We start from the raw sequence: 23,300 nt of genomic DNA, 5'->3' as shown, positions 1-23,300 counted from the left end.
ATAACACACACAGCGCCACATAACGCCCCGAACCCCCTACCCCGCCACATAAGCATCCCCGCGAACCTCCGCCCGCCCCAGCGCCACCAGCATGTCCAGCAATTGCGGCAGGCGGCGCTTCCACGGACCACGGGCAGTAAACCTTGAACCAATCTCATCAAGTGAGAGCGGAATGGGACTGGATGCAAGCAGGTCAGCGACAGCGCGGACTTGTTCCACGGTGTCTTTGGGCCATGGCATCGGTTTTGCGGCGGCGACGGGCAAGACGTACGTGTCGTGGTCTTCGCTGCTGGTATCGAGCGTGCCTTGTTCGGGTGCGGCGTGGGCCTGCGGGTTCTGAAACTCCGGGCGGAGCCAGCGGATCTGGCCGCGGGCTTCTTCGGCGGCGCGTTCGGCGTTGAGGGCAACCAGGCGTTCGAGGATGGTTTCGTCAAAGGCTCGCTTGGCATCGTCGCGGGTTTGGCCTTCGACCGGTGCATCGTTGCCATGCGCCACCCGAAGCACAGGCAGCAGGTCGGACCACCCGTAGGCGTCGAGCACGGCGGCGTCCAGGTCATCGTGTAGTTGGCGCAGCACGGAGACCAGGCCATGCTCGTGGATGGTGCGTTCCTTGGGGGTCAGTGGTTCGCCGCTACGCAGTTTTTCCAGCACGTTGTACATTCCGGTCAGGGTCAGGTCGGGATGGGCGGCTTGCTGGCGTTTGCGGTGGGCGTCGAGGTGTTCGGCGAGGGTGCGGATGTGGGTGGTTTGTTCGTCGTTGACGATGGGAAATGGAAATGGCTCAAAGCAACGCGTTTTGTTGTAACGAGGGTCGTTACCGACACCAAGGTGCCCGCCTGCTGCGATCGCCCAAGTGACATGAACTTTCGATGACAAGACGCCAAAGTGGGCCGTATCATCAAACGCGAACATTACGATTGTGCTATCGCAGATGGTATTCGCAGGAACGCGAACGAAAGTTCGGTGCTTGGCCGTTAACGACGTGGCGATTGCGGACTTGATGCCTTCAAGTGCTGGTCTAAACTCGGCACGGGGTCTTGCAAACAGCCACCAATTTTCTCGACTGGGCCCATCGCGATTATGATCACGCTCCGGCTTGACCCGATCCAAAACCCATTGATATATCGCTGGACACTTTTCCCGCACCTGTTCCACCGAAAGTCCGAACAGATCGATGGCAAACAAACCTCGAGGCGACTGGGTAATGTCGCGCCCTGACATTAAAGGCTTTATTAGTGTTGCACTCGTTTCCGCCGTAAGTGACTTCACCTGCTGAACGTTAATCACGAAACCCTGACCAGTCAGCTGATATCCGACGCATGCGGTGCCTGCGTTGCTTCGCAAGGGGACAGCAATGTTCGGGTCGGTGCCGATCGTGAGATTCGGCGTGATGCTGCCCGCATCGCTTGCAAGTTCGACGATAACTTCACCATCGACGCCTTCGTATTCCGTGACAACGCTTTGCAGCCGCCCCTTTCTACTTTCGGCATCTACAACTGTCATGGCGACACGTACTGCCGCACCGTCAGTCGCATCTGTCCAAGGGTGATCGGGAACCACGAAGCTGAAATTCAATGAAGGATGTTCGGCAAATGCCGCATCCAAGACTTTGCGTGAAAACGATTGACGGATGCTGTTGCTCGTGATTAGACCAGCGCGCTTCCCCACGCCGATACCGACCAGTTTTGCGGCACTTGCCCACCAGTACATGACGAAATCCGCATGCTCTGGAATTCCTGGGTAGGCACTACGCAAAGCGTCAAGATATCCATCACCAAGCGCGAGACGAATACGGCGTGCACCTAGATATGGCGGATTCCCTACCACGAAATCCGCCTGCGGCCATTCCGCCTTACGCGAGTTGATGTAACGCTCGATCGGCTTGCGTGCGGACTCATCGGGAATCTTCTCGCCGGTGACCGGCGAGTCCTTCATGGTTTCGCCATCCCAACGCGTGACCGGCACGCCAGCTTCATCCAGCAGGTATTCCATGCGGTCGTAGGCCAGCACCGCATCGCGGTTCTCGATATTGCGGAAGTCGCGGATCACCGGAGTTGGCGGGTTCACGTCGCCACGGGTACGGAAGTGCCATTGCAGGTAGCCGATCCACAGCACCACCTCAGCAATGGCCGCCGCACGCGGATTGAGTTCGATGCCCAACAGGTTGTGCGGGTCCACGGTTTCACCGCCCAATGCGTCGGCGCGTTCACCGCCCAGCGCCAACCCAGCCTGCTGATAGCCCAGGTCGTCCAGTGCGCCCAGCACTTCGCCTTCCAGCCGCTTGAGGTGTTCCAGCGTGACGTAGAGGAAGTTGCCGCTGCCGCAGGCCGGGTCCAGCACGCGCACGGTGCACAGGCGGTGGTGGAAGCGCAGCAGTGCATTGACCGCATCGTCATGCTTGCCTTCCACAGCCAAGGTGAGCGCTGCGGCCTGTGCGTCGCTCCATTCGGCGCGCAGCGGCTCGATCACGGTGGGCAGCACCAGCCGTTCGACGTAAGCACGCGGGGTGTAATGCGCGCCCAGCTTGTGGCGCTCGTTGGGGCTGAGCGCGCGCTCCAGCAAGGTGCCGAAGATGGCGGGCTCGACGTGTTCCCATTTGGCCTTGGCCGCCTTGATCAGCAATTCAACTTGCGCGCGGTCCAGCGGCAGTGTGTCCGGCTGCTTGAACAGCTTGCCGTTGAACTGCAGCACGGTGTTGGCGAGAACGGCCGAGAAGCCGCCGGTATCCATGTCGCGCCAAAGCTGGCTGACCATGCGCATGGCGATGTCGGGGTGGTCGACATGCTGGATCAGCAGGTTGCGAAAGCTTTCGGACGGCAGCAGGCGCACGTCTTCGGAAAACATGGTGAACAGGCAGCGCATCAGGAACTGCGCCACGGCTTCCGGGGTGTGGCCGCTGCGTTCCAGCGACTTCGCCAGTTCAGCCAGTTGCCCGGCGATCTCGCGGGTGACGCGGGCGGATTCGCGGCTGGGGTCCAGCGACAGCGGGTCGGTCCAGATCCGGCGCAAGCGGTCGCGGATCTCCGGGCGATGCAGGTCGTCCAGGCTGATGCGGTGGCTGCGCGGGTCCGGGAACGGGACGTAGCTGCCGCCGGAGCGGCTGAATTCCGAGAACAGTTCGATGCGGTGGCCAACATCAACCACGATCACGAACGGCGGGCGGCCTTCGCTGGCCGGCAGTGCACGTGCGTAGTTCTGCGCCTGCGAGTGGGCGCGCAGCATGGCCTCGTCAAAGCCCTTGGTCAGGGTATTGGCGCGAAACTTCTTCGATTCCAGGACAAACGCGCCACGCTTGTACAAGTCCACACGGCCGGCGCTCTTGCTGCCGTCCGCGTGGTGGAAAGTCAGCGGGCGCTCAAACATGTAGTCCTGTTCGACGGTGGCATGCGGCGGGTCTACGCCCAGCAATGCGCACAGGTCCAGCGCGAAGGTCTGCGCGGTGGACAGCTCAGAGGCATACACGCCTTTCCACTTGGCAATGAAACGCGCGACGTCGTCGGCGTCGGCATCCTTGTCAGTCATGCGTGCCCTCCCCTGATCCGCAGGCTAACCCAGCGATGGGAGTCGTGCACGCGGTTGGGTCGTCTGGCAGAGCAGGAAAAGGGGTCAGAGTGAAGTTTCCTGATCACGATTGCGGCTAGACCGGGTGGCGTCGGCAGGAAATCCACTCTGACCCCTTTTCCCGCCGGGGCTGCGTAGGGATTTTCCGGCTGGTGCTTTCTTCGCCACTGGCGTCACTTCAAGTGCCGGCGTCGTCACTTTTTGTGAGGGCGATGGCGCTTTCTTCGCCGTCGTCGTCACTATTTGTGAGGCTGGCGGCACTTTTTGTTGCGACGGCGGCGCTTATTTCGCCGCTGGCATCACTTCGAGTGCCAGCGTCGTCACTTTTTCCAAGGACGGCGACGTTTTTTTCGCCACTGGTGTCGCTTGTTGCTCGGACGGCACCACTATTTATGCGGCGGGCGGGGTTGCAGCTTGCGTCCCTGCTGGGTTTGTCTTTTGCGGGCACAAAAAAATCGGGTCCCGAAGGACCCGATCAGTCACCTACCCCTGAACACCATCACGTCTCCCCAAACGCGTGCTGATCAGGTCAAGCGGCAGCGGCTGGCTTGACCGTGGTGCGCCGGCTGCGGGGCTTGAAGCGCTCCGACAGCCCGGATTGCAGGGCATTCAGGCCCTGGCTCTTGCCTGCCACCTTGAGCATGCCGTAGCCCTCCAGCGCGGCGGCGAACACGTCGCTGCCCAGCAGGGTTTCGGTGTCTGCCATGCGCTCGGCCAGACGCTTGAGGCGGGTGCCACGTGGGCGCAGCTGGTCCAGTGCAAGCAGGTCCGCCTGGGCTCCAGCCAAGCCGAGGCTGGGAGCGACGATCTGCGGGTTCTGAGCCATGACGTTCAGGGCCTGCCGGCAGAACGCTTCGGACTTGTCGCCCATCCGGTTAAGACGCTTGCGGGTGGCTGGGTCCATTGCCACCAGGTCACTGCACGCCGCCTCCAGCGCGGTCAGGGCATTGTCCAGTGCGGCCAGCTTGGCAGCGGGGAGCGTGAGGGAAATCAGATCTTGGGGCATGTGCGTTTCCTTGATGTAGTGGTTGAATTACGCTTGTTGCCGCTAAAACCACAAGATGTAGTAGAAAGCGACAATTCAACCTTAGGCAGCACACAAACCAAAGTCAACGCCAAAATGAGCCATTTGTCACTGTTTTAATACTTGACATCGTGCTAAGGATTCCACCCTCTGCGCCGGGCTTTGGTTTCACCGAAGTAGCGAGCTTCAGCGGGGATTTCCCACACGCATGGCCGTGCGCCTGAAGAGGGCGATTTCAGGGTGTTGCCAGTGAGACGATGCGCGAATGCAGGGGTTCAGCGGTTGACCCGTGCCGTCACCCCGGTGTGGACCAAGATGACGAGCACGTGCAGCCGGACGACGAACGCGGGAAAGGGGTCAGAGTGAAGTTTCCTGATCACGCTTCCGGCAAGACCGGATGCCGTCGGCAGGAAATCCACTCTGACCCCTTTCCCCATTTCCAGGAGCACGTACAGTGCGGCGGCCATTGACTTGATCGCGCAGGGTGTCGACGTCGGTGCCGATCCGATCCAGTTCACCGCATCCAAAAAAAACAGACCCGCATCGAAGCCGATGCGGGTCTGTTATCAGGCGAAGCTGCCGTGCGCCCTATGCCCTGCGCAGGTTCACGGCCTTTTTTCAGCCGGCCGGGATCAGCACCTTGTCGATCACGTGGATTACGCCGTTGCTGGCCTCGATGTCGGCCGTGGTCACGGTCGCATCGTTGATCTTGACCTTGCCGCCTTCAGTCGTGATCTTCAGCTTGGGACCGCCGACGCTATCAGCTTCTGAAAGCTTGACGACGTCGGAGGAAGTCACCTTGCCCGACACAACGTGGTAGGTCAGGATCGATGCCAACTTGGCCTTGTTCTCGGGCTTGAGCAGGTCGTCGAAGGTGCCAGCCGGCAAAGCTGCAAACGCTGCGTCGGTGGGCGCAAACACGGTGAACGGGCCCGGGCCCTTCAGAGTCTCTATCAGGCTGGCAGCACCGAGGGCGGCAGCGAGGGTATTGAACTGGCCTGCGGCGACGGCGGTGTCGACGATATCTTTATGGGACATGTTGGTTTCCTTGGTTGGAGTATTGCTGGAGGTAGCTGCGGACGTGCCATGCGTGCCGCCGTGATGGCCGGCAACAACGGGGGGAGGGGCGCCGACGTGCAGCATGGTTGCGGTCCCGACCGACTTGGTCAGGACTACATGGGTTACGAATCACTCCTGTCGGGGGTTGTTGGACAGGCACAAGGATGGACGCCGATAGGTCATGCTTAGGTTAAACAAGAACTTGTACGAATGTTGTACAGTCTCGCCATGTACAGCGTCACCTCCACTTCCCGCATGACCGGACTGGCCCCGGGCACCCTGCGTGCCTGGGAACGGCGTTACGCCGTGGTCGACCCGCTTCGCGACGAGGCCGGGCGCCGCGTCTATGACGCGGGCATGATCGAGCGACTGACCCGCCTGCAGCGCCTCACCGAGCGGGGCCATCCGATCCGCCGCTTGGCGCCACTCGGCGACGCGGCGCTCGACGAGCTATTGAATGAGTCCTCGCAGATCGGCTACGGCGGCGTGGAGATGCTCAGCGAGCAGATGCTGGAGGCGGTGATCGGGTACCACATCGGTGCACTGGACCGACTGCTGTCGGTGGCCATTGCGACGCTGCCGCTGGCGATCCTGGTGACACGGGTCATCGCGCCACTGCTGACCCTGGTTGGCAAGCGTTGGGCCGAAGGAAAACTGGACATCGCACAGGAGCGAATGCTCAGCAGCCTGCTGCGCGCACGGATGATCGCCATCCTCAATCCGCGCCCCAGCGAAACCGGCCCCAAGCTGCTGTTCTCCACGCTGCCTGGCGAGCACCACGAACTGGGGTTGTTGATGGCCGCGCTGCTCGCCTACGGGGCCGGCGCTCCGCTGCTCTACCTGGGCACTGACCTGCCGGCGCGCGACCTTGCCACGTTGGCGGGGGAACTGGGTGCCAAGGCCGTGGCGCTCAGCTGCGTGGACTCGGGCCTGGCGGACAGCGCATTGGTCGACATCACCGCACTTGTCGCGTTGCTGGGCAGCGGCGTGGAGGTCTGGGTGGGTGGCGCACAAGCGGATTTCCTGTGCCGCAAGGTGGCCCATCCGCGGGTCAGGAAAGTGACGGACCCGACACTGATCGAACGCCTGGTCCGCCGCCTTTAAAAACCGAACCCCCCGTCGCAGAAGCTGCTCGACATCATCGAGCGCAAGGGTCTGGACGTAGTGCTTTGAATCCCGAGGCGGCCAGTGCGCCGCAGGGTCGATACCAATGAGATGCGCCGGGATCACGATCAACCACATAAGTTCATGCGCACCTGCAGAAGCTGGCGACCCACTTCGTCCCGGTAACATGCGCACATGACCGAATTCATTCCACCCGGCACGCACTACTTCACGCTGCCCTCGCCGTTCCCGATGAAGCGCGGCGGCGGATTGCATGGCGCACGCCTTGCCTACGAAACCTGGGGCGAGCGCAATGCTGCAGGCGACAACATCATCCTGATCCTGACCGGCCTGTCGCCGGACGCACATGCCGCGGCCAATGTCGGCAACCCGGAACCCGGCTGGTGGGAGGCGATGCTCGGCCCCGGCAAGCCGATCGATACCGACCGCTGGCACGTGGTCTGTTTCAATGCGTTGGGAAGCTGCAAGGGCTCGACTGGCCCGGCCTCGATCAATCCCGCCACGGGCACGCTGTATCGCCTGGACTTCCCGGAGCTTTCGGTGGAAGACGGTGCCGATGCCGCCCGCGCGTTGCTGCACGGGCTCAGCATCGAACGACTGGCCTGCGTGATCGGCAACTCGATGGGCGGGATGACCGCGCTGTCGTTCCTGCAGCGGCATCCCGGTATTGCCCATAGCCATATCAATATCTCCGGCGCGGCGCGGGCGTTGCCGTTCTCGATCGCGATCCGCTCCCTGCAGCGCGAGGCGATCCGCCTTGATCCGCTGTGGAACGGCGGCGACTACGACGACGAGCGCTACCCAGAATCCGGCATGCGGATGGCGCGCAAACTGGGCGTGATCACCTATCGTTCGGCGCTGGAATGGGATGGCCGCTTCGGTCGGGTGCGGCTTGATTCGGACCGCCGTGACGACGAGGATCCATTTGGCCTGGAATTTGAGGTCGAAAGCTATCTGGAAGGCCATGCGCGGCGGTTTGTGCGCAATTTCGACCCAAATTCCTATCTCTACCTCAGCCGCTCGATGGACTGGTTCGACCTCGGCGAAAGCTGCCATGGCAGCCCGTCACAAGGCCTGGCCGGCATTCATGTGGCGCGGACATTGGCCATCGGCGTGCGCACCGACATCCTGTTCCCGCTGCAGCAGCAGCAGGAAATTGCCGATGGCCTGCGTGCCGGCGGTTGCCAGGCCGAGTTCCTGCCGCTGGACTCACCGCAGGGGCATGACGCCTTCCTGGTGGATTTCGACCGGTTCGGGCCCGCCATTGCCGGCTTCCTGGCTGGCCTGCCGGACGGATCGCCCTGATCCCATTCCATCTGGGCATGAGCTCATGACGGTTGCTAGACTGGCGGCATGGACAATCCCTGCATTGCCGTCGATTTTCCCGGTTGTGAGAAGTTCATCGCCGCGATTGATGCCGCCGTCATCGCGGGTGACGAACACGCCATCACCGCTGCCCTGCGCAACAGCCTGTGCGGCCTGATACGCGACCACGACGTGCAGCTGCCAGCCTGCGTACACGATCCCATCACCGACCATTACGCGCGCCGCGAGCTCTACCGTAGTCCGCAGCATGGCTATAGCGTGGTGGCGATGACCTGGGGCCCGGGGCAAGGCACGCCGCTGCACGACCACTCCGGCCTGTGGTGCGTGGAAGGCGTGTGGGATGGCGAGCTTGAAATCGTGCAATACGAATTGCTGGAACGCGATGGCGAGCGTTTCCGCTTTCGCGCCGGCGCCGGCATGCATGCCGGCCCGGGCAGCGCCGGCAGCCTGATCCCGCCGCACGAATACCACACCATTCGCAACACCAGCGCCGATGCAATCGCGGTGTCGCTGCACATCTACAAGGCAGAGATGGCCTGTTGCTCGAAGTTCCAGCCGCAGGCCGACGAATGGTTTGTCCGCGAAAACACTGAAATGCTGACCGACCAAGCCGCTTGAGCCGCGTGCCGTTGAGCCTTGCTCATATGAGCTTCTCGCTCAGCTATACTTCGCATCCCGTGCCGGAGTGGCGGAATCGGTAGACGCAGCGGACTCAAAATCCGCCGGTAGTGATACTGTGGGGGTTCGAGTCCCCCCTCCGGCACCAAGCATGAAAGCCACGCATCGCGTGGCTTTTTTGTTGGCGCGGATCGTGACGTAATCCGAACCCGCAAAAAGGAAGACCCGGTCTCACGAACGGCGTGTTCGGAGGGGACCGGGTCTTGGTCGTCTGAGCGATTTTTCGTGGTCTCTTGACGATTCCGCGAAGTTTTTCCCTGACAGCTGCAGGCTACGAAACCCGATGTTAGAAATTAGCTAAATCACATGCGTTCCGGCGACCGTTCGTCGGAACCATCTGGATTGATTCGCTGGTCTGTTTCACTGGCTTCTCGTCCAGGGCCACCAGCCGGCCCCATGCAAGGCATAGCAGTCGGCGGCGCGTTCGAACCGGTTGCGCACGCTGATCCCGCCACACAGTCCGTACAACGGCAGGAACAGAACCCCCAGCACCATATACTGGTAGACATGTGCGCGCTCGTGGTCGGCCAGCAGGATGCGCGGTTGCTCGCCATGACCAGCGCGGTGTGCATAGGTTTGGCATGGCTCATCGAGCGTGTGCCCGGTATGCAGGATCACGTTGCCCAGGGTCAGCGCCCCACCCGGCCCGAACGGCACGCCGTGGAACACGATTGCAAGATCGCGCGTGCTGACATGTGCATGCGCGCCGCGTGCCAGGCAAACGCCGCCGGCGATGAGTCCAAGCGCAGTGTTCGGCAAGGCCCACGCCATGCCGAGCACCTGCAGGGCCCGCAGCAGCCAGGAAGGCAGCGGCGCGCGGCTCACTTGCCTGCGATGCCCCAGCGCGACAGGATCTCGCGATCGCTGCCGTCCATCAACGTGATGCCGTGCAGAAGCGTCTTGCCGGCCCAGCAAAGGTCCTCATCGGAAGCCGATTGACGCGATTGCATCGCGGCGGCGAAGCGCTGGGCGAACTCACCCTGGTACTGGCTGCCGAGGTTGTTCAACGCGCTGCGCAGCGCCGCCTGGTCGAGGGGCTTGATCGGCGCATTGCTCACTTCGGCCTGCAACGCGAGCAGGTAGAAGCGCATCAGTTTCGAATAATGCGTCGGTGAAATTTCCCCGAACGCCTGCGAAACCTGCTCGTTCAATTCCGGGTCGGGAAGGTCACTGTCGCGGAACATTCGCGCGCACATCGGTGTCGAGAGGTGCGGCACTGCCCTGGCCATGGCGGTGGTCGCGCCCACCAGCACCGGCCCATCCAGCGATTGCGCGCCACGCTTGAGCGCGGTCCGCATCTCCGAGTACAGGCCGCGCTTGGTGAACGTGCCGGCGAAGCGCGAGCGCAACTTGTCGTTTGCATTCACGCCCGCCACGAACTCCTGGGTGGCGGGATACAGTGGTGAACTGGGTGGGTATGGATTCTTGAATTCGACCTGCACCAGGCTAAGGCTGGTATCGCCGTGGACCCACTTCCATGCGTAGATCGCCACGATCAGTAGCGCGGCAACATAGAACAGTTTCTTCATCGTGATGATTCAATCCAGGGTGAAAGCTCAGGCTGTGGACGCCGCTCAGCGCGAGCGCTTGCCCAGCCAATCGTGGATGGTCTCCGGTACCTGTTTCGCGCGCGACGAAACATAGATGCCGATGTGGCCGCCCTTGAACGACAGTTCGGTGTAGTCGTCGGTGCCGGCGAGATCGCGCAACGCGCGCGAGGCATCCGGCGGCACCAGATGGTCCTGTTCCGCGAAAATGTTGAGGATCGGCATCTCCACCAGACCCAGGTGCACGTCAGCATCGCCAATTTTCACGCCGCCGTTGACGAAGCCATTGCCCTGGAAGAATTGCTTGTTGAATTCGCGGAAGGCCTCGCCAGCCTGGTCGGGTGAATCGAAGATCCACTTCTCCATGCGCAGGAAATCCTCCATCGCCTTGCGGTCGTCGAGGATGTCGACCATGCCCACGTACTTCTGCGCGAACAGCCGCCACGGCTTCAGCATCAGGTAGGTCAGGTTCATCATGTCGGCCGGGATATTGCCCAGCGTGTCGACCAGCAGGTCAACATCGATCTCGCGGTTCCAGTTCGACAGCATGTTGTCGTGGGTGTGGAAGTCCACCGGCGTCACCATGGTGATCAGGTTCTTCACCTTGCCCGGATTCAGCGCCGCATAGCACAGCGAGAACACCCCGCCCTGGCAGATGCCGAGCAGGTTGACCGCATCCAGCCCGTGCGCCTTGCGCAGATAGTCGATTGCACCGCCGATGAAGCGCTCGATGTAATCCTCAAGGGTGAGGAAGCGATCACTGCGATCCGGGTAACCCCAATCGATGATGTAGACGTCCTCGCCGTGTTCCAGCAGGCCCTTCACCATCGAGCGGTCTTCCTGCAGGTCGACCATGTACGGACGGTTCACCAACGCGTAGCAGATCAGCAGCGGTACCTTGGCGGTCGGTGCCTTGTGGCCGCGATAGCGGTACAGCACGATCTTGCCGTCGCGCCAGACTTCCTCGCGTTCGGTGACCCCGAAATGCACGTCGTCCATCCCGCGCAAGGTACCGATGCCGGCAGCGAGCTTGCGCTGCATCTTCGACATTTCCTCGGCCAGCTCCATCGGGCTGATGTTGATCGGTCCATTCATGTCAACGCTTCCTGCTGGCGGGCTTGGCGGACTTGCGTGCGGCAGGTTTCAGGATGCTTTTCGTGGATGTCTTCGTGACCTTCTTTGCGGTTTTTTTCGCAGCTTTCCTGGTAGCTGGTTTCGATGCCGCTTTCGCCGTCTTTTTCGCCACCTTCTTCGCGGGTTTCGAAGCTGGCTTCGGTGCCGGCTTAGGCTTCGAGGCAAGCTTCGATGCAGGCTTCGGCGCAGCCGCGGTCTTTTCAGAAGATGCCGGCTTCGCAGCCGCCGTCACTGCAGCCTCGTCACCCTTGCGCTGCATTCGCCGCAACTGGCGTTCCAGTTCGGCGATCCTGCGATGCGCGCCATCCACTTCAGTGCGACCGGGCATTCCCATCGTGCTGGCGGCCTGCTCGGCCATGCCCTGCACGCCACTGCGCAATTTCATCTGCGCGTTGACCATCGCGCCGTAGACCTTGCGGTATTCCGGTGACAGTGCGGCTTCGGCATACGCTTCTTCTGCGGCGTCGACCCACAGGTCGAACAAGGCGCGCGCGCTGCTGATCTGGCGGCCCGGCTCCTCACGTTCGGCAAGTTTGGTTTCGAAGCGCGAATAGGCCTCCTTCGACACCTTGCCCATCAACGTGTTGTAGGCCGACATCGTGTCCTGGAAATTCAGTTGCGCCTTTGCCAACGCCTGCAAGTGTTCCTGGTGTTCGCGGGTGAAGCCGAAGGTCGGCATGTCCAACGCGCTCATGGTTTCCGAACGCATGCCCTGCAACCAGGGTTTGGCCGCTTCGCTCCACTGCTCAAATCCCTCAAGCCCCGGGCCGCGCATGCCGCCGAGCAAGGCCTCGAACGGATTTGCACCGGAACCACCGAGCGCCTGTCGCCAGGCATTGGCGATGTCCTGCGCGCTGTTGTCGCGACCTGCGAACTGCGCGGCTACCTGCTGCATCTGCGCGAACCAGTTGCCGTTCTGGCTACCGAAATGACCCAGTACGTTGTCGAAGCCGTGGCCACTGCCACCGGCCTGCCCGGTCCAGGCCCTGATCGCATCCTGGAAGCCCTGCATGCCGACTTCGGCTGCCGACTTCGGCGCCGCACTACGCATCGCATCGCCCCACATGCCCCAGTACTGGCGCGCAATTGCGTCGAAATCGTTGGATCCTGTCCCTGAACTGTTGGTCATGCGTCCTCCACGGTTGCACGCATGCTAGCAATGCAAATGTTGCACTGCCATAACGACGCGATACGCAACCGGTCAGGGCTGGCTGTTCAGGGCTTGGGAATATGCAGGGTCTTGCTGATCATCAGCGAGCCGAACAGCGCGTAGACCAGCACCAGTGGATGCAGCTGCCACGGCCCCAGCTTGAACATGCCGAACCACAGATCTGCGCCGATGTTGCCGGTGTACGCAGCGGCAAACAGCAGCCCGACGATGACTACGCTGGTCGGGATCGGCGTGCCCTCGAAGTAGCGCACCTTGCCCTCGTCGCCCGAGAGTTGCTCAGCGGTGACGTTGTAGCGGGCCAGCCGGCTCACCCCGCAACCGACGAAATAACTGAGCACCGCCCAGTCCCAGCCGCCCTGCAGGCCACAGGCGTAGCCAAGCGCAGCAGGTGCGACGCCAAACGAGATCACGTCCGATAGTGAATCCAGTTCCCGCCCAAGCGTCGAGGCGACCTTGCGCCAGCGCGCGACGCGCCCGTCCAGTGCATCGAATACGAACGCCAGCGGGATCAGCGCCATCCCGATGATGAGGTCTTGCACGATGCCTTCCTGCAGGAAGCGCATCGAGGCGAAGATCGCGCCGGTGCCGCAGAACGCATTGGCGAGTGTGAACCAGTCAGCGAGATGGAACTCGCGCAGCATCGAGAAATGGCGCTTGGTCACGGCATGGCTCCACAGGAAGTGAGGCCAAGACTGCCAAACTTTGCGTGAAGCCGGCAAGACCAACCTGCCGGCGGGCACTACAGACCTGTGTCAGTGAGGCATCGCCAGGTTGTCTGCAGTCAACGGCTTGCCGGCACGCGGCACGGTCGGAATCACCGCATCGGCAGGCAACACGCCCTTGCCATCCAGATAGGCATCGACCCGATCCAGCGCCGTGTAGACATACGGCAGCAGCGGCACATAGACCGCACCGTACTGCGGGAAGCCGAGGAATGCATCGAAGTGCTGTGCATTGCGCACTTGCCAGTAGCGCACATCGCGGCCCGCTGCCTGCGCTGCGGCCACGTATGGCGCGCTGGTGAATGCCTGCGGCACCAGGCCATCGTCGGTGCCGTGGATCACCACCACCGGCAGGCCGGCGCGCGGCAGGCCTGCCTCGGTTTCTGCGATGCCCCTGCGTACCCGTTGCGAATCCGCGCCATCGCCGGTCCACAGGCCGCGCAGGCAAACCAGGCCGGTCAGGCCCATGTCGGCCAACGGCTGCGGATCGACAATGCCGACGCCCGCACCCGGCGGAATGCCCGCGGAATCACTCACCCACGCCGCGCGTTCGGCTGCAGTCGCGGCACGTGGGGTCAGGTCGGCGTTCAACGCGGAGAAGCGATAGCCACACGGATGCGCGTCATGCGGATAGCGGCCATAGGCCGACGCGTAGGTCACCCCGACCGCGCGCCACAGGTCGAAAGCGACGCTGATCGAACCTGCGCGCAATGCGGCATCGGTCCATCCACTGGCTCGCAGCTTGGCCAGCGCGTCCCTCTGTTGTGCATCTAAATCCACACCAGCCAGCACGCCGCGCGCGGTCAAGGCCGCACATTTGGCCTCCAGGCCGGGCATCGCCGGGATACCCAGTTGCGGCAACGCGCACGGCATCAGCAATGCGGCTTCGGTGGCGTAGTCGTACAGGCCACGTGCGCCAGGCGCGTGGGTTGACACATGTGGCTCGGCAGCGACCACCGCGTCGAGCCAGTCACCATCAAGTTCGGCTGCACGCAACACCGCGCCGCCCCCATTGGAGATGCCGACGGCAATCACCCGCGTATTGGCGAAGGTGAAAGGTGCCTGCGCCGGCAAGGTTTCATTGAGTGTGGCCAGCGCGAACTCCGCGGCCTGCTTCACGTCCCGGCCCCAGTCGGCTTCCGGGTTGTCCTGCGAATGCGCGTGCTTGAACGCCACGCCCTGCCCGCTTGTGGTCGATGGGGTGAACGCAAGCCCGGCGTCCGCGCCTGCAGCCGCGACCTGACCCGCGGCATCGACGCCCATGCCGGCATCCAGATCGAAAAAGTCGGTGCCGTTACCCTTGTCGGTGTAGGCCACCGCGCAGCCCTTCGGCAGGCCCCACGCGCCGGCGACGGCAATTGCGCCGTAGATCCCGCGCGAACCAGAGGACGCGGCCACGACCAAGCAGCGCTTGCTGGCGTTGAAGTCATCCGGCAGTTGCAACATCACCCGATGCGGTTGGCTGGCGCCAGGAATTTGCGCATATGCCGTGAATTCACGCCCGGGCACACTGGCCACTGTCCCGTACACATCGCCATAGCCGCCACCCGGCGCCAAGTCAGCAATTCCGCGCCAATTGCTCCACAGCGCGCGCCGTCGCAGTTCTTCCGATGTTGGATGCTCGGCGTCTGCAAACGCTGGCGGCAGCATCGCGCGCAGGCCATCCAGGCCGAGGCCGGCGCTGAGCAGGTCATCGCTGCCGCGGTGCTCGGTGGACCGTTGTTGGCTGAACATCAATGCCGCTCCGTGCTGGGTGGATGTCGTGGCGCAGGCAGCTAGCAGGGCTGTCGCGGCGATACAGGCGCACGTTCTGAACGTAGTGACGCGGAAGATAGTCATGCGTCAACCTTAGCGCGACCGCATTCGCACCGCATCGTACTTTCGTACGAGCTTTGCCCACCCTATCCACGCGCCCGGCCTGTTAGCGTATGCAGTCAATGATGCAAGGCAGCATGCGCTGCACCGGAGTCACTGAAATGAGCGACAAGTTTCTCAAAGGCCGCACCGCACTGGTTACCGGCAGCACCTCCGGGATTGGCCTGGCGATTGCCTCCGCGCTTGCCGCGGCCGGCGCCAAGGTTGCGATCAACGGCCTGGGCAGCGCACAACAGATCGCTGATGCGATTGCCGAAGTGGATGCTGAAGGCGATGGCGGCACCCGGCATTTCAATGCGAATTTGCGCGACCCCGCCGCGATCGACGCGATGATGGCGCAACTTGCGGAATGGTCGCCGGTCGACATCCTGGTCAACAACGCCGGCATCCAGCATGCAGTGTCGATTGCCGAGATGCCGCCGGAGAAATGGGACGCGATCATCGCGATCAACCTGAGCGCCGCGTTCCACACCATGCGCGCGGCATTGCCGGGCATGGCCGAGCGTGGCTACGGGCGCGTGGTCAACGTCGCATCGGTGCACGGCTTGGTTGCATCGGCGAACAAGGCGCCGTATGTGGCCAGCAAGTTCGGCCTGGTCGGCTTGAGCAAGGCTGCCGCGCTGGAGTATGCCGCGCAGGGCTCGCGCGATTCCGGCGGCATCACCGTCAACTGCATCTGCCCGGGCTGGGTCGAAACGCCGTTGATCGAACCGCAGATCGAAGCACGCCGAAATGGCGGCAGCCGCGACGATGGCGTGCGCTCGCTGCTGTCCGAGAAGCAACCAAGCCTGCGCATGACCCTACCTGCCGAGATCGCCGCGCTGGCAGTGTTCCTGTGCCGGCGCGAGGCGCACAACATCACCGGCGCGTCGTTGCCTGTCGATGGCGGCTGGACCGCGCAATGAACCTGCCCCATAACCTGCTGCGCTCGACAGATTACGCACGGGCGGTGCTCGGAATCCTCATGTGCTCGCACGTACACTCCGGTTCCTGCGCTCCGTCCATGCGCGATCTGCCATCGCTCGCGACGGTTCTGTAACAGGTTCATTCACAAGTCATGCCTTCCCTGCTGATTGCCGACGACCACCCGCTGTTCCGCGCCGCATTGCGGCAGGCGGCGTGCGATGCATTGGGCGATGTCGAGTTATTCGAAGCCGGCAATCTGGACGCAGTGCTGGCCACGCTGGACACACAACCGCAGATCGACCTGGTCCTGCTGGACCTGCACATGCCAGGCAACCATGGGCTGGCGGGGCTTGCCGCGGTGCGCGCGCAATATCCGGGCGTGGCAGTGATCGTGGTGTCGGCCAATGACGACCCGCGCGTGGTCAGGCGCGCACTCGACCATGGCGCCGCTGGCTACCTGCCGAAGAGTTCCGGCCTGGATGAATTGCGCGACGCGATCCGTACCGTGCTGGCCTGCCAGACCTGGTTACCGGCCGCACTACGCGCCACCGTTTCGCGAGCGCAATCCAGTCCCGGCGATGCCGCCCTCGCGTCGCGCCTGGCCAGACTATCGCCACAACAGTTCCGTGTGCTCACGCTGGTCGCCGAAGGCCTGCTCAACAAGCAGATCGCAGATCGCCTGGACGTACAGGAACGTACCGTCAAGGCGCATCTCAGCGCGATCTTCGAACGCCTCGAGGTGCGCAATCGCACCCAGGCCGGGGTGATCTTGCGCGAGTTGGAATTGACGGATCCGGCGCGCCAGATGGAAGGCTGATTACTGACCGCAGCCGACTTGTCCGAACCCAAGAAGCGAACGTTGGCATTGCGCGTTATGGATACGGGCTAATCGTCCCTGACACTTTCTTGCACTGCCGGCGGATCGCCAGACAGCTCGCCATCGGTGACGGATATCTCCTGGAATCCGTCGCCGTGATGCAGCACGAACAGCGCAGTCATGCCTCGTTTCTGCGCCAGTTCGATACCCGCCTTTTCGCCCAGCACCAGTAACGCGGTCGCCCAGGCATCGGCAAACATGCAGTTCGATGCGACGATGCTGACCGCTGCAAGCCGGTTCGATGCAGGCTGCCGTAGCGGGCCGTCAATCGTGTGGGCATAGGACTTTCCGTCATGCTCGACCCAATGTCTATAATCACCGGAGGTCGCAATGGCGGCGTCGCTGAGTTCCATCACGCCCATGACGTCACGCACGTCGCGGACGGGTTTTTCGATGGCGATTGACCACGGCTGCCCATCGGGTTTCGTGTCGCGGGCGCGCATCTCGCCGTCGATGCCCACCAGATAGCGGGTGATACCAAGCATGTCGAGACAGCGGGCCAGTTGATCGACGCCGTAGCCTTTAGCGATGCCCGACAGATCCAGCATGATGGTCGCCCGTTTGCGAACCCGACGATGGAGGGAATCGATCTCCAGCACGTCGGTGGCGGGCCGGTAAGCCTGGGCTTTCAGGCCATTGATCCGCTGTTCGTCAATATGCCCTTCACCGGGGCCAAAACCCCAGGCGCTGACCAGATTGCCGACGCCTATATCAAATGCCCCGTGCGACTGTCGGCTGACGCTCAGGGCAGCCTCCAGGACAGTGAACAGCTCGTCAGGAACGGCCAGCCATTGATCTACGGGCGCGTTATTCAGGCGATTGAGAGCCGAGTCTGGTTTCCAGTTGGACATCTGCCGATCCACTTCATCCACTGCCGCGAACAGGCGAGCATTGATGGCAGCTTCATCCGCACCCGGGGCTGCGAAAAATACGGCGCTGTAGCGGGTGCCCATCGTCTCGCCATGTAGGCTGTAGCGTTGCCACGCGATGCCGGTTGGATCACGCTTATCCGAATACGTCTTCACGATAGCGCCCCTGCAGTTTGAGAGTCCGGACATCGAGGTCAATCGGGGACAAGATCCCATCCAGCGCCTGCTGGATGCTGGTTGCCATGGCGCGGCTGCCACAAACGAGAATCTGTCCGCCAGCTTCAATCAATCCACGTATTTCCGATGCATGAGCCAGTACGCGAGTCTGGACATAGCCACCCTCCTTGACCCGTGAAAAGACCGTGTGCAACTCCGTCAGTCGGTGGTCTGCCAGGTATTCACCGAGCTCGGGTTCATAAAGAAAATCAGAAGCAGGATCGCGACCGCCCCAGTACAGGTACATCGGGTACTTGCCTGTGTTGTTGCGGATGAATCCGGCCAGCGGGCCAATGCCTGCACCCGCGCCAATCAGAATGACGGGGGATTTTCCGGATGCGGGGCGAAAACTTGGATTGGACTGGATAAATGCATCGATGCGTTCGCCAGGTTGCAAGCCATGCAACATTCCTGAGCAGAGACCTTCTGAATGCTTGCGCACGCAAAGTTCCAGAAAACCGTCTTTTGACCCACTCGCCAGCGAATAAAACCGCGGCACGGGGCTTCCGGGCGGCACCACCCCTACCAGATCGCCCGCCTCGAAACGCGGCAGACCATTGAATCCGAGCAGGCGCCAGAATCGAGCGATGCGGCTTTGCGGTGCGATGGGGCCGAATCGCAGGATGCTGGTGGGCGCCTGCACCTTTACGCCGTAGTCCATCCGACTGATCAATTCGAGGGGTTGGGTTTGCGGCGACTTGTGCGTGTATTCCAGCGCCAAGTCGCGATCGAAAAGCTGCCCGACGGCTTGTCCCCAGCGGGCAAACTCCTGCGTCGACTGCCGGTCGATGGTGTCCAGATCCATGGACCGATTCCATCCGCGCGCAAGCAAGGCGTCCTGCGTGTCCCTGGCGAACTGACAGAATTTCGCAAACTGACGATCGCCAAAACCCAACACAGCAAAGCTCGGCTTATTGTTGCCGGAAAACTTGTCCAGGCGCGCGAGGAACTGGTTGGCCGAGCTGGGCGCATCGCCATCTGCGTAGGTTGATGTCAGGATGAAAAGATGTTGTGCCTGGCGATACTCCGTGGCCAGCTGATTCATGGACGCGGTGTGCACGCGCTGTCCGGCCTGACGCAAGGCATCATGCAATGCGTTCGCAAAGCCCCAGGTGCTGTTGCTTTCGCTACCCACCAGGATGATGGTGTCGGCCGACCGCGGCCCGCTATTGCCGGCGATGCGTCGCATCGCGCGGCGGCGCTGCCACCACACGGTAATGCCGGTGGCGCCCATCATCGGCACGCTCAGCGCACTGAGCCCCAGCAACAGGCCCAGCCACCACAGGCCTTCACCGGTATGCAGTTTGTAAATCAGTGAGTAGACCCCGTGAACGCGATCGTGCGCCTGCCAGGACAGCAGCGCCCCGCTCGCCTGATCGACATAGCCGTCGCCCTGCGCGGTGCGCAAGGAATAAAAGTCCTCAGGGCTGTCCGGGCTTGGATACACCAGCTCGCGCAGGTCATTCAGGTCGGTAGCTTGCAGGGCACGCAATGTGCCAATGGGCGCGACCGGACCAGTTGTCCCCGGGATGGGGAAATCGGGCTCGTTTTGGGTACCGTCGGAGATCAGACCGAACGTTGCAGCCGACATATACAGACCCGTCAACGCGGACAACAGCAATCCGAATACCACGACCCGTCCCAACTCCGCATGCCAACGCTGGCTGAAATTACCGCGCAGTGGGCGCAGGAGTTGCCGCCATCCGCCTACGCGCTTGACCAGCAATGTCATGCCTGACAGACACAGGACCAGCATGGTCAACGCCAACAGTCCCGCTACGACCCGGCCTGGTGTGTCTGCGAGGAAAGAGCGATGCAGATTCTTTACCCAGCGCGTGAATGTGGAGGGCGCATAGGGGCCAATGCTTTGTCCGCTGAACGGATCGATCCGGTCAGCGCCAGTCCGGTCAGCCTGACTGTAGTACACGACAATCGAGCCAGACGGCGAGCGCTGGATCTGTTCAACGCCGGAATAATGCTGCGCCACCCGCTCGGCCAGCATGGCCACGCTGACTTGCCCGTCGCCGGGCACGCTGGTACCCGCTCGTTCAATCGCCGGATTGATCGACAGGATGGCGCCGCTGATCGCCAGCACGGCAAGCAGCACGGCAGCGATCAGGGCAGGCCATGAGTGGATCCGGCGCAGCATTCTGCGGTCCTCCTGTCTTTAGGGGCGATTACAGCGAGTAGGTGAGCGACTTGACATAGCCGCGTCCAGCCGCCGGTTTGCCGGCGCCTGCCGTGGTCAGCGGTGTGCGCACGTCGGCAGGATTGTCACGACCGTCTTCCACCGCGGAGTCCACGCGGATCTCGTAGCCCGCATCGATCAAGGCATCGGCCAGGTCCACGGTGACTTTCAGCACGCGTCCACTACCAACGCTGGCGCCGCTCACGCCGTCGTACTCGCTGGCCTTAAGGCCGCTACCGCGCGCCCAGTCACGCAGGTTCTTGTAGTACTTGGCCTTCTTGCCCGATACCCAAAGCGTCTTCTTGTACACACCCTTGGTGTCGGTAACGTAGATCGCCAGGTACGCGCCATCACCACCGTAACTTTTCAGTTGGGTGGTCAAGGTCACTGGCCTTGCCTGACCCAGTCCAGGCAGTGCGATGGCACCCGCAAGGCAGAGTGAAAGTACAAACTTATTCATGGTCATTCTCCGGATTCATTCGTGACGATCACTGTTCACTTCTTCTTTTGGCCTGGAGTTCGGTCCAGGTAATCGGCAGCCTTGCCGTTCCCGTCGAATGTGATTTCCAGCTTGCGGATGCGAAGTGATGCCGGTGCATATTTGGCTTTGAACGCGTTTCCGATCTTGTCGATGCCCCTGACTTCGTAGCAGCCGTCATCAACCTTGATGCGCTGCACTGTCCAGCCATGCTGTTCCAGCTGTTGTCGTAATACTTCGCGTGGCTGCCAATCAGCCACGGGATCAGTACAGTCGTTGCCGGCCATGGCGGTCCCGCTGAAAACCAGACTGGCCAGGACAGTACTTGCGAGGATGAGAGGTTTCATGGCGGCGGTCTCCTTTACGAATGTGTAAGGGGACTGTAGCGGCGCATCCTGATGCCAACCTTAAGGCTGAGTGTTTTTCGGACTAGACTGGCGAACCGACATACGTCGTGGTGCCCGAGGCTTCGCTCAGGGATTAGGTATGCGAGTACTTCTGATTGAGGACACCGCCGATCTTGGGCAGGCCGTGCGCGAGCAAATTGCCGATGATGGTCATGCGGTGGATTGGGTGCAGCGGCTCGATCATGCCGAGCTCAGCGTTCAGTCAACCGCGTATGACCTGATCCTGCTCGACTTGATGCTGCCTGATGGGCACGGGATCGATTTTTTGCGCAAGCGTCGGGCTGACGGCGACGCTACTCCAGTCATCATCCTGACCGCGCGGGACCAGCTCTCGGACCGTATCGCAGGGCTGAATGCCGGTGCGGATGATTATCTGGTGAAGCCTTTTGATTTATCCGAATTGTCGGCACGAGTCGCCGCTGTCGCGCGACGCTATAGCGGCAATCCAAATCCGCAAATTCAGCTGGGTGAGCTACGCATCGATCTATCGGATCGAACGATTCAACGAGGCGATGTCAGGATTGATTTGACAGCTCGAGAATGGACCCTGTTTGAGACCTTCATTCAGCGCCCTGCCGCTTTGTTCTCGAAGTCGCAGCTTGAAGAACGGCTGTATGAGCTTGGAGCCGAGATCGAGAGCAACACGATTGAGGTCTACATCAGTCACCTGCGTAAAAAGCTGGGTTTTCATGTCGTGGAGACGATCCGCGGCATGGGTTACCGATTGGGTTCTGCATGAAGCCGGTGACAAGCCTGCAAAAGCAACTTGTATACGGCCTCACGTTGGGCATCGCGTTGTTCTGGCTTGCAGCCACTGTGGTGTCCGGGCTGGTTGTGCAACACAGGCTTGATCAAGCGTTCGACAATGCGATGCAGGAGGCCGCGCAGCGCATCCTGCCTCTGGCTGTTCTGGATATCCTTAATCGCGAGGAGTCCGGCCCGCCCCAGCGCGTGGCGCCGCTGAATACGCAGCAAACAGGCTTTGCCTATCTGGTTCGCGATAGTGAAGGCAATATCCTGCTGCAATCGTTCACCGCCGACCCAGCCATATTTGGTCCTCAGTCCCTGTTGGGTTTCACAACCACAAAGACACATCGGCTGTATGGCGCCAGTGCTTTGCGTGGAACGCTTTTCCTGCAAATTGCGGAACCGCTCGCGTATCGCCGTAAAGCCGCCCTGGATGCGACCATCGCGCTGCTCCTGCCCTTGCTAATTCTGATACCGGTCAGCATGTTCGGGATTTGGCTGTTCGTGCGCTTCAGCCTGCGAAGCGTGTGGTCATATCGCCACGCGATCGAAGTACGTGGCGCCGGGAATTTGTCTCCGATCCATATGGAGAAACTACCAGCGGAAATCAGGCCAATTGCAGATGCCGTCAATCACCTGATTGATCGTCTGGGACGTGCGCTGGAGACCGAGCGGAGGTTTACAGCCAATAGCGCCCATGAGCTGCGCACACCGCTGGCGGCAACGCTCGCCCAGGTCCAGCGGCTGCGTCATGATGCGCCAGACGGACCGTTGCAAGATCGCGCAATTCAGATTGAGGCGTCCCTCAGAGAGTTGTCGCGCCTCACAGAAAAGCTCATGCAACTAGCAAAGGCGGAAGGCGGCGGGGTGTTGTCAGAAGAACCGCAGGATCTTGTGGTTCTTCTGTCTCACGTTGTGCAGGACCTGCAGCGGACAGCCAGTGCTTCGATCCAATTGTCATTGCCACCAACCGGGTCTGTTCTCTCGCTAATCGATCCGGATGCCTTTGCGATCCTGGCCCGAAACTTGATCGAGAATGCTTTCAAGCATGGCGTGCCAGGTTGCGCAATCGAAGTCAGCTTGTCGAAAAGCGCGCGCCTCACAGTGGTCAATGCGGGCACTATTGTTCCAGCAGTCGATTTGGCGCAGTTGACTCATCATTTCGTTCGCGGGGATAGCCGGGCGGAAGGCTTTGGCCTTGGTCTGGCGATTGTGTCGACCATTGCCCACGGCGTAGGCGCAGAACTGACGCTTGCTTCGCCCGCGACGAGCAGACCTGATGGGTTTGAGGTGTCGGTGCAGTTCGTTTTCAATCCGGAACAACCGCGCGGTTGAACTTCTCTTGAGTGATAATCGCATTCACGCAAGTCCGTCCACGAAACAGCCTGGT

At 61.7% G+C, this 23,300-nt stretch carries 21 protein-coding genes and 1 tRNA gene; 8 read left to right on the top strand and 14 right to left on the bottom strand.

The annotated features are described in order from the left end of the window. Nucleotides 1-36: 36 nt before the first annotated feature. The 4 genes from PSV05_RS08480 to PSV05_RS08465 all read right to left on the bottom strand — a co-directional run bounded on the left by PSV05_RS08480 (nucleotide 37) and on the right by PSV05_RS08465 (nucleotide 5,623). Nucleotides 37-3,522 carry a DNA methyltransferase gene (locus tag PSV05_RS08480; protein WP_300064079.1) on the bottom strand — a complete coding sequence of 1,162 codons (3,486 nt, stop codon included), beginning with the start codon at nucleotides 3,520-3,522 and terminating at the stop codon, nucleotides 37-39. Nucleotides 3,523-4,090: 568 nt separating this feature from the next. After that, on the bottom strand, nucleotides 4,091-4,567 hold the full coding sequence (locus PSV05_RS08475; RefSeq protein ID WP_300064077.1) for a hypothetical protein: 477 nt from the start codon (nucleotides 4,565-4,567) through the stop codon (nucleotides 4,091-4,093). A gap of 293 nt (nucleotides 4,568-4,860) precedes the next feature. Further along, complete coding sequence (locus tag PSV05_RS08470) at nucleotides 4,861-5,052, bottom strand: hypothetical protein (protein WP_300064075.1); 192 nt, start codon at nucleotides 5,050-5,052, stop codon at nucleotides 4,861-4,863. 151 nt (nucleotides 5,053-5,203) lie between these two features. Then, on the bottom strand, nucleotides 5,204-5,623 hold the full coding sequence (locus PSV05_RS08465; protein WP_300064073.1) for a fasciclin domain-containing protein: 420 nt from the start codon (nucleotides 5,621-5,623) through the stop codon (nucleotides 5,204-5,206). Between the two features lie 231 nt (nucleotides 5,624-5,854). Here PSV05_RS08465 and PSV05_RS08460 point away from each other — a divergent pair, with 231 nt between their 5' ends. From PSV05_RS08460 to PSV05_RS08445, 4 genes are all read left to right on the top strand, one after another. After that, nucleotides 5,855-6,748, top strand: a complete 894-nt coding sequence (locus PSV05_RS08460) for a MerR family transcriptional regulator (protein ID WP_345782243.1) — start codon at nucleotides 5,855-5,857, stop codon at nucleotides 6,746-6,748. Nucleotides 6,749-6,943: 195 nt separating this feature from the next. Continuing rightward, nucleotides 6,944-8,074, top strand: a complete 1,131-nt coding sequence (locus PSV05_RS08455) for a homoserine O-acetyltransferase (protein ID WP_300064070.1) — start codon at nucleotides 6,944-6,946, stop codon at nucleotides 8,072-8,074. Nucleotides 8,075-8,122: 48 nt separating this feature from the next. Beyond that, nucleotides 8,123-8,713, top strand: coding sequence for a cysteine dioxygenase family protein (locus PSV05_RS08450; RefSeq protein ID WP_300064068.1), 591 nt, complete (start codon nucleotides 8,123-8,125; stop codon nucleotides 8,711-8,713). Between the two features lie 61 nt (nucleotides 8,714-8,774). Further along, nucleotides 8,775-8,861, top strand: a tRNA-Leu gene (locus PSV05_RS08445). 272 nt (nucleotides 8,862-9,133) lie between these two features. Here PSV05_RS08445 and PSV05_RS08440 read toward each other — a convergent pair. From PSV05_RS08440 to PSV05_RS08415, 6 genes are all read right to left on the bottom strand, one after another. Then, nucleotides 9,134-9,544: a hypothetical protein gene (locus PSV05_RS08440; RefSeq protein WP_300065413.1), complete on the bottom strand. Its 411-nt coding sequence runs from the start codon at nucleotides 9,542-9,544 to the stop codon at nucleotides 9,134-9,136. A gap of 50 nt (nucleotides 9,545-9,594) precedes the next feature. Beyond that, nucleotides 9,595-10,302: a hypothetical protein gene (locus PSV05_RS08435; protein ID WP_300064066.1), complete on the bottom strand. Its 708-nt coding sequence runs from the start codon at nucleotides 10,300-10,302 to the stop codon at nucleotides 9,595-9,597. A 45-nt stretch (nucleotides 10,303-10,347) separates the two neighbouring features. Next, the gene (gene phaC / locus PSV05_RS08430; RefSeq protein WP_300064064.1) at nucleotides 10,348-11,415 is read right to left on the bottom strand and encodes a class III poly(R)-hydroxyalkanoic acid synthase subunit PhaC; all 1,068 of its coding nucleotides are present in this window, start codon (nucleotides 11,413-11,415) and stop codon (nucleotides 10,348-10,350) included. 1 nt (nucleotide 11,416) lies between these two features. Next, a complete protein-coding gene (phaE, locus tag PSV05_RS08425) occupies nucleotides 11,417-12,583 on the bottom strand; it encodes a class III poly(R)-hydroxyalkanoic acid synthase subunit PhaE (protein ID WP_300064062.1) in 1,167 nt (388 codons plus the stop codon). A gap of 86 nt (nucleotides 12,584-12,669) precedes the next feature. Further along, nucleotides 12,670-13,266 (bottom strand): CDP-alcohol phosphatidyltransferase family protein, encoded by a 597-nt coding sequence (locus PSV05_RS08420; protein ID WP_300065411.1) that lies wholly within the window; start codon nucleotides 13,264-13,266, stop codon nucleotides 12,670-12,672. Between the two features lie 111 nt (nucleotides 13,267-13,377). Then, on the bottom strand, nucleotides 13,378-15,186 hold the full coding sequence (locus PSV05_RS08415) for a 3-hydroxybutyrate oligomer hydrolase family protein (RefSeq protein ID WP_300064060.1): 1,809 nt from the start codon (nucleotides 15,184-15,186) through the stop codon (nucleotides 13,378-13,380). Between the two features lie 137 nt (nucleotides 15,187-15,323). Between PSV05_RS08415 and PSV05_RS08410 the strand changes: the two genes are divergently transcribed. Both PSV05_RS08410 and PSV05_RS08405 read left to right on the top strand, forming a co-directional pair. Then, complete coding sequence (locus tag PSV05_RS08410) at nucleotides 15,324-16,127, top strand: 3-hydroxybutyrate dehydrogenase (RefSeq protein WP_300064058.1); 804 nt, start codon at nucleotides 15,324-15,326, stop codon at nucleotides 16,125-16,127. Nucleotides 16,128-16,279: 152 nt separating this feature from the next. Then, nucleotides 16,280-16,945 carry a response regulator transcription factor gene (locus PSV05_RS08405; protein ID WP_300064056.1) on the top strand — a complete coding sequence of 222 codons (666 nt, stop codon included), beginning with the start codon at nucleotides 16,280-16,282 and terminating at the stop codon, nucleotides 16,943-16,945. A 68-nt stretch (nucleotides 16,946-17,013) separates the two neighbouring features. Here the strand turns inward: PSV05_RS08405 and PSV05_RS08400 are convergent, their stop codons facing one another. Genes PSV05_RS08400 through PSV05_RS08385 form a run of 4 tightly spaced genes read right to left on the bottom strand, consistent with a single transcriptional unit; the run spans nucleotide 17,014 to nucleotide 21,103 of the window. Further along, nucleotides 17,014-18,030, bottom strand: coding sequence for an FAD:protein FMN transferase (locus PSV05_RS08400; protein WP_300064054.1), 1,017 nt, complete (start codon nucleotides 18,028-18,030; stop codon nucleotides 17,014-17,016). Then, nucleotides 18,011-20,239, bottom strand: a complete 2,229-nt coding sequence (locus PSV05_RS08395; protein ID WP_300064052.1) for a PepSY domain-containing protein — start codon at nucleotides 20,237-20,239, stop codon at nucleotides 18,011-18,013. The genes PSV05_RS08400 and PSV05_RS08395 overlap by 20 nt, the downstream gene beginning before the upstream one ends. A gap of 28 nt (nucleotides 20,240-20,267) precedes the next feature. After that, nucleotides 20,268-20,738: a DUF2271 domain-containing protein gene (locus PSV05_RS08390; RefSeq protein ID WP_300064050.1), complete on the bottom strand. Its 471-nt coding sequence runs from the start codon at nucleotides 20,736-20,738 to the stop codon at nucleotides 20,268-20,270. Between the two features lie 35 nt (nucleotides 20,739-20,773). Further along, nucleotides 20,774-21,103, bottom strand: coding sequence for a PepSY domain-containing protein (locus PSV05_RS08385; RefSeq protein WP_300064048.1), 330 nt, complete (start codon nucleotides 21,101-21,103; stop codon nucleotides 20,774-20,776). A 139-nt stretch (nucleotides 21,104-21,242) separates the two neighbouring features. Here PSV05_RS08385 and PSV05_RS08380 point away from each other — a divergent pair, with 139 nt between their 5' ends. Further along, nucleotides 21,243-21,902: a response regulator transcription factor gene (locus tag PSV05_RS08380; RefSeq protein WP_300064046.1), complete on the top strand. Its 660-nt coding sequence runs from the start codon at nucleotides 21,243-21,245 to the stop codon at nucleotides 21,900-21,902. Next, a complete protein-coding gene (locus PSV05_RS08375; RefSeq protein ID WP_300064044.1) occupies nucleotides 21,899-23,245 on the top strand; it encodes a HAMP domain-containing sensor histidine kinase in 1,347 nt (448 codons plus the stop codon). Before PSV05_RS08380 ends, PSV05_RS08375 begins: the two co-directional genes overlap by 4 nt. Nucleotides 23,246-23,300 lie beyond the last annotated feature (55 nt).

Source organism: Thermomonas sp., assembly GCF_029945965.1.
Taxonomy (GTDB): Bacteria; Pseudomonadota; Gammaproteobacteria; order Xanthomonadales; family Xanthomonadaceae; genus Thermomonas.
This window is presented reverse-complemented; position numbering and strand designations above follow the sequence as displayed.

Coding starts and splice junctions, on each gene's coding strand:
- PSV05_RS08480 (WP_300064079.1), bottom strand. CDS start 3,522: ATGACTGACAAGGATGCCGACGCCGACGACGTCGCGCGTTTCATTGCC.
- PSV05_RS08475 (WP_300064077.1), bottom strand. CDS start 4,567: ATGCCCCAAGATCTGATTTCCCTCACGCTCCCCGCTGCCAAGCTGGCC.
- PSV05_RS08470 (WP_300064075.1), bottom strand. CDS start 5,052: ATGGCCGCCGCACTGTACGTGCTCCTGGAAATGGGGAAAGGGGTCAGA.
- PSV05_RS08465 (WP_300064073.1), bottom strand. CDS start 5,623: ATGTCCCATAAAGATATCGTCGACACCGCCGTCGCCGCAGGCCAGTTC.
- PSV05_RS08460 (WP_345782243.1), top strand. CDS start 5,855: ATGTTGTACAGTCTCGCCATGTACAGCGTCACCTCCACTTCCCGCATG.
- PSV05_RS08455 (WP_300064070.1), top strand. CDS start 6,944: ATGACCGAATTCATTCCACCCGGCACGCACTACTTCACGCTGCCCTCG.
- PSV05_RS08450 (WP_300064068.1), top strand. CDS start 8,123: ATGGACAATCCCTGCATTGCCGTCGATTTTCCCGGTTGTGAGAAGTTC.
- PSV05_RS08440 (WP_300065413.1), bottom strand. CDS start 9,544: ATGGCGTGGGCCTTGCCGAACACTGCGCTTGGACTCATCGCCGGCGGC.
- PSV05_RS08435 (WP_300064066.1), bottom strand. CDS start 10,302: ATGAAGAAACTGTTCTATGTTGCCGCGCTACTGATCGTGGCGATCTAC.
- phaC (WP_300064064.1), bottom strand. CDS start 11,415: ATGAATGGACCGATCAACATCAGCCCGATGGAGCTGGCCGAGGAAATG.
- phaE (WP_300064062.1), bottom strand. CDS start 12,583: ATGACCAACAGTTCAGGGACAGGATCCAACGATTTCGACGCAATTGCG.
- PSV05_RS08420 (WP_300065411.1), bottom strand. CDS start 13,266: ATGCTGCGCGAGTTCCATCTCGCTGACTGGTTCACACTCGCCAATGCG.
- PSV05_RS08415 (WP_300064060.1), bottom strand. CDS start 15,186: ATGACTATCTTCCGCGTCACTACGTTCAGAACGTGCGCCTGTATCGCC.
- PSV05_RS08410 (WP_300064058.1), top strand. CDS start 15,324: ATGAGCGACAAGTTTCTCAAAGGCCGCACCGCACTGGTTACCGGCAGC.
- PSV05_RS08405 (WP_300064056.1), top strand. CDS start 16,280: ATGCCTTCCCTGCTGATTGCCGACGACCACCCGCTGTTCCGCGCCGCA.
- PSV05_RS08395 (WP_300064052.1), bottom strand. CDS start 20,239: ATGCTGCGCCGGATCCACTCATGGCCTGCCCTGATCGCTGCCGTGCTG.
- PSV05_RS08390 (WP_300064050.1), bottom strand. CDS start 20,738: ATGAATAAGTTTGTACTTTCACTCTGCCTTGCGGGTGCCATCGCACTG.
- PSV05_RS08385 (WP_300064048.1), bottom strand. CDS start 21,103: ATGAAACCTCTCATCCTCGCAAGTACTGTCCTGGCCAGTCTGGTTTTC.
- PSV05_RS08380 (WP_300064046.1), top strand. CDS start 21,243: ATGCGAGTACTTCTGATTGAGGACACCGCCGATCTTGGGCAGGCCGTG.
- PSV05_RS08375 (WP_300064044.1), top strand. CDS start 21,899: ATGAAGCCGGTGACAAGCCTGCAAAAGCAACTTGTATACGGCCTCACG.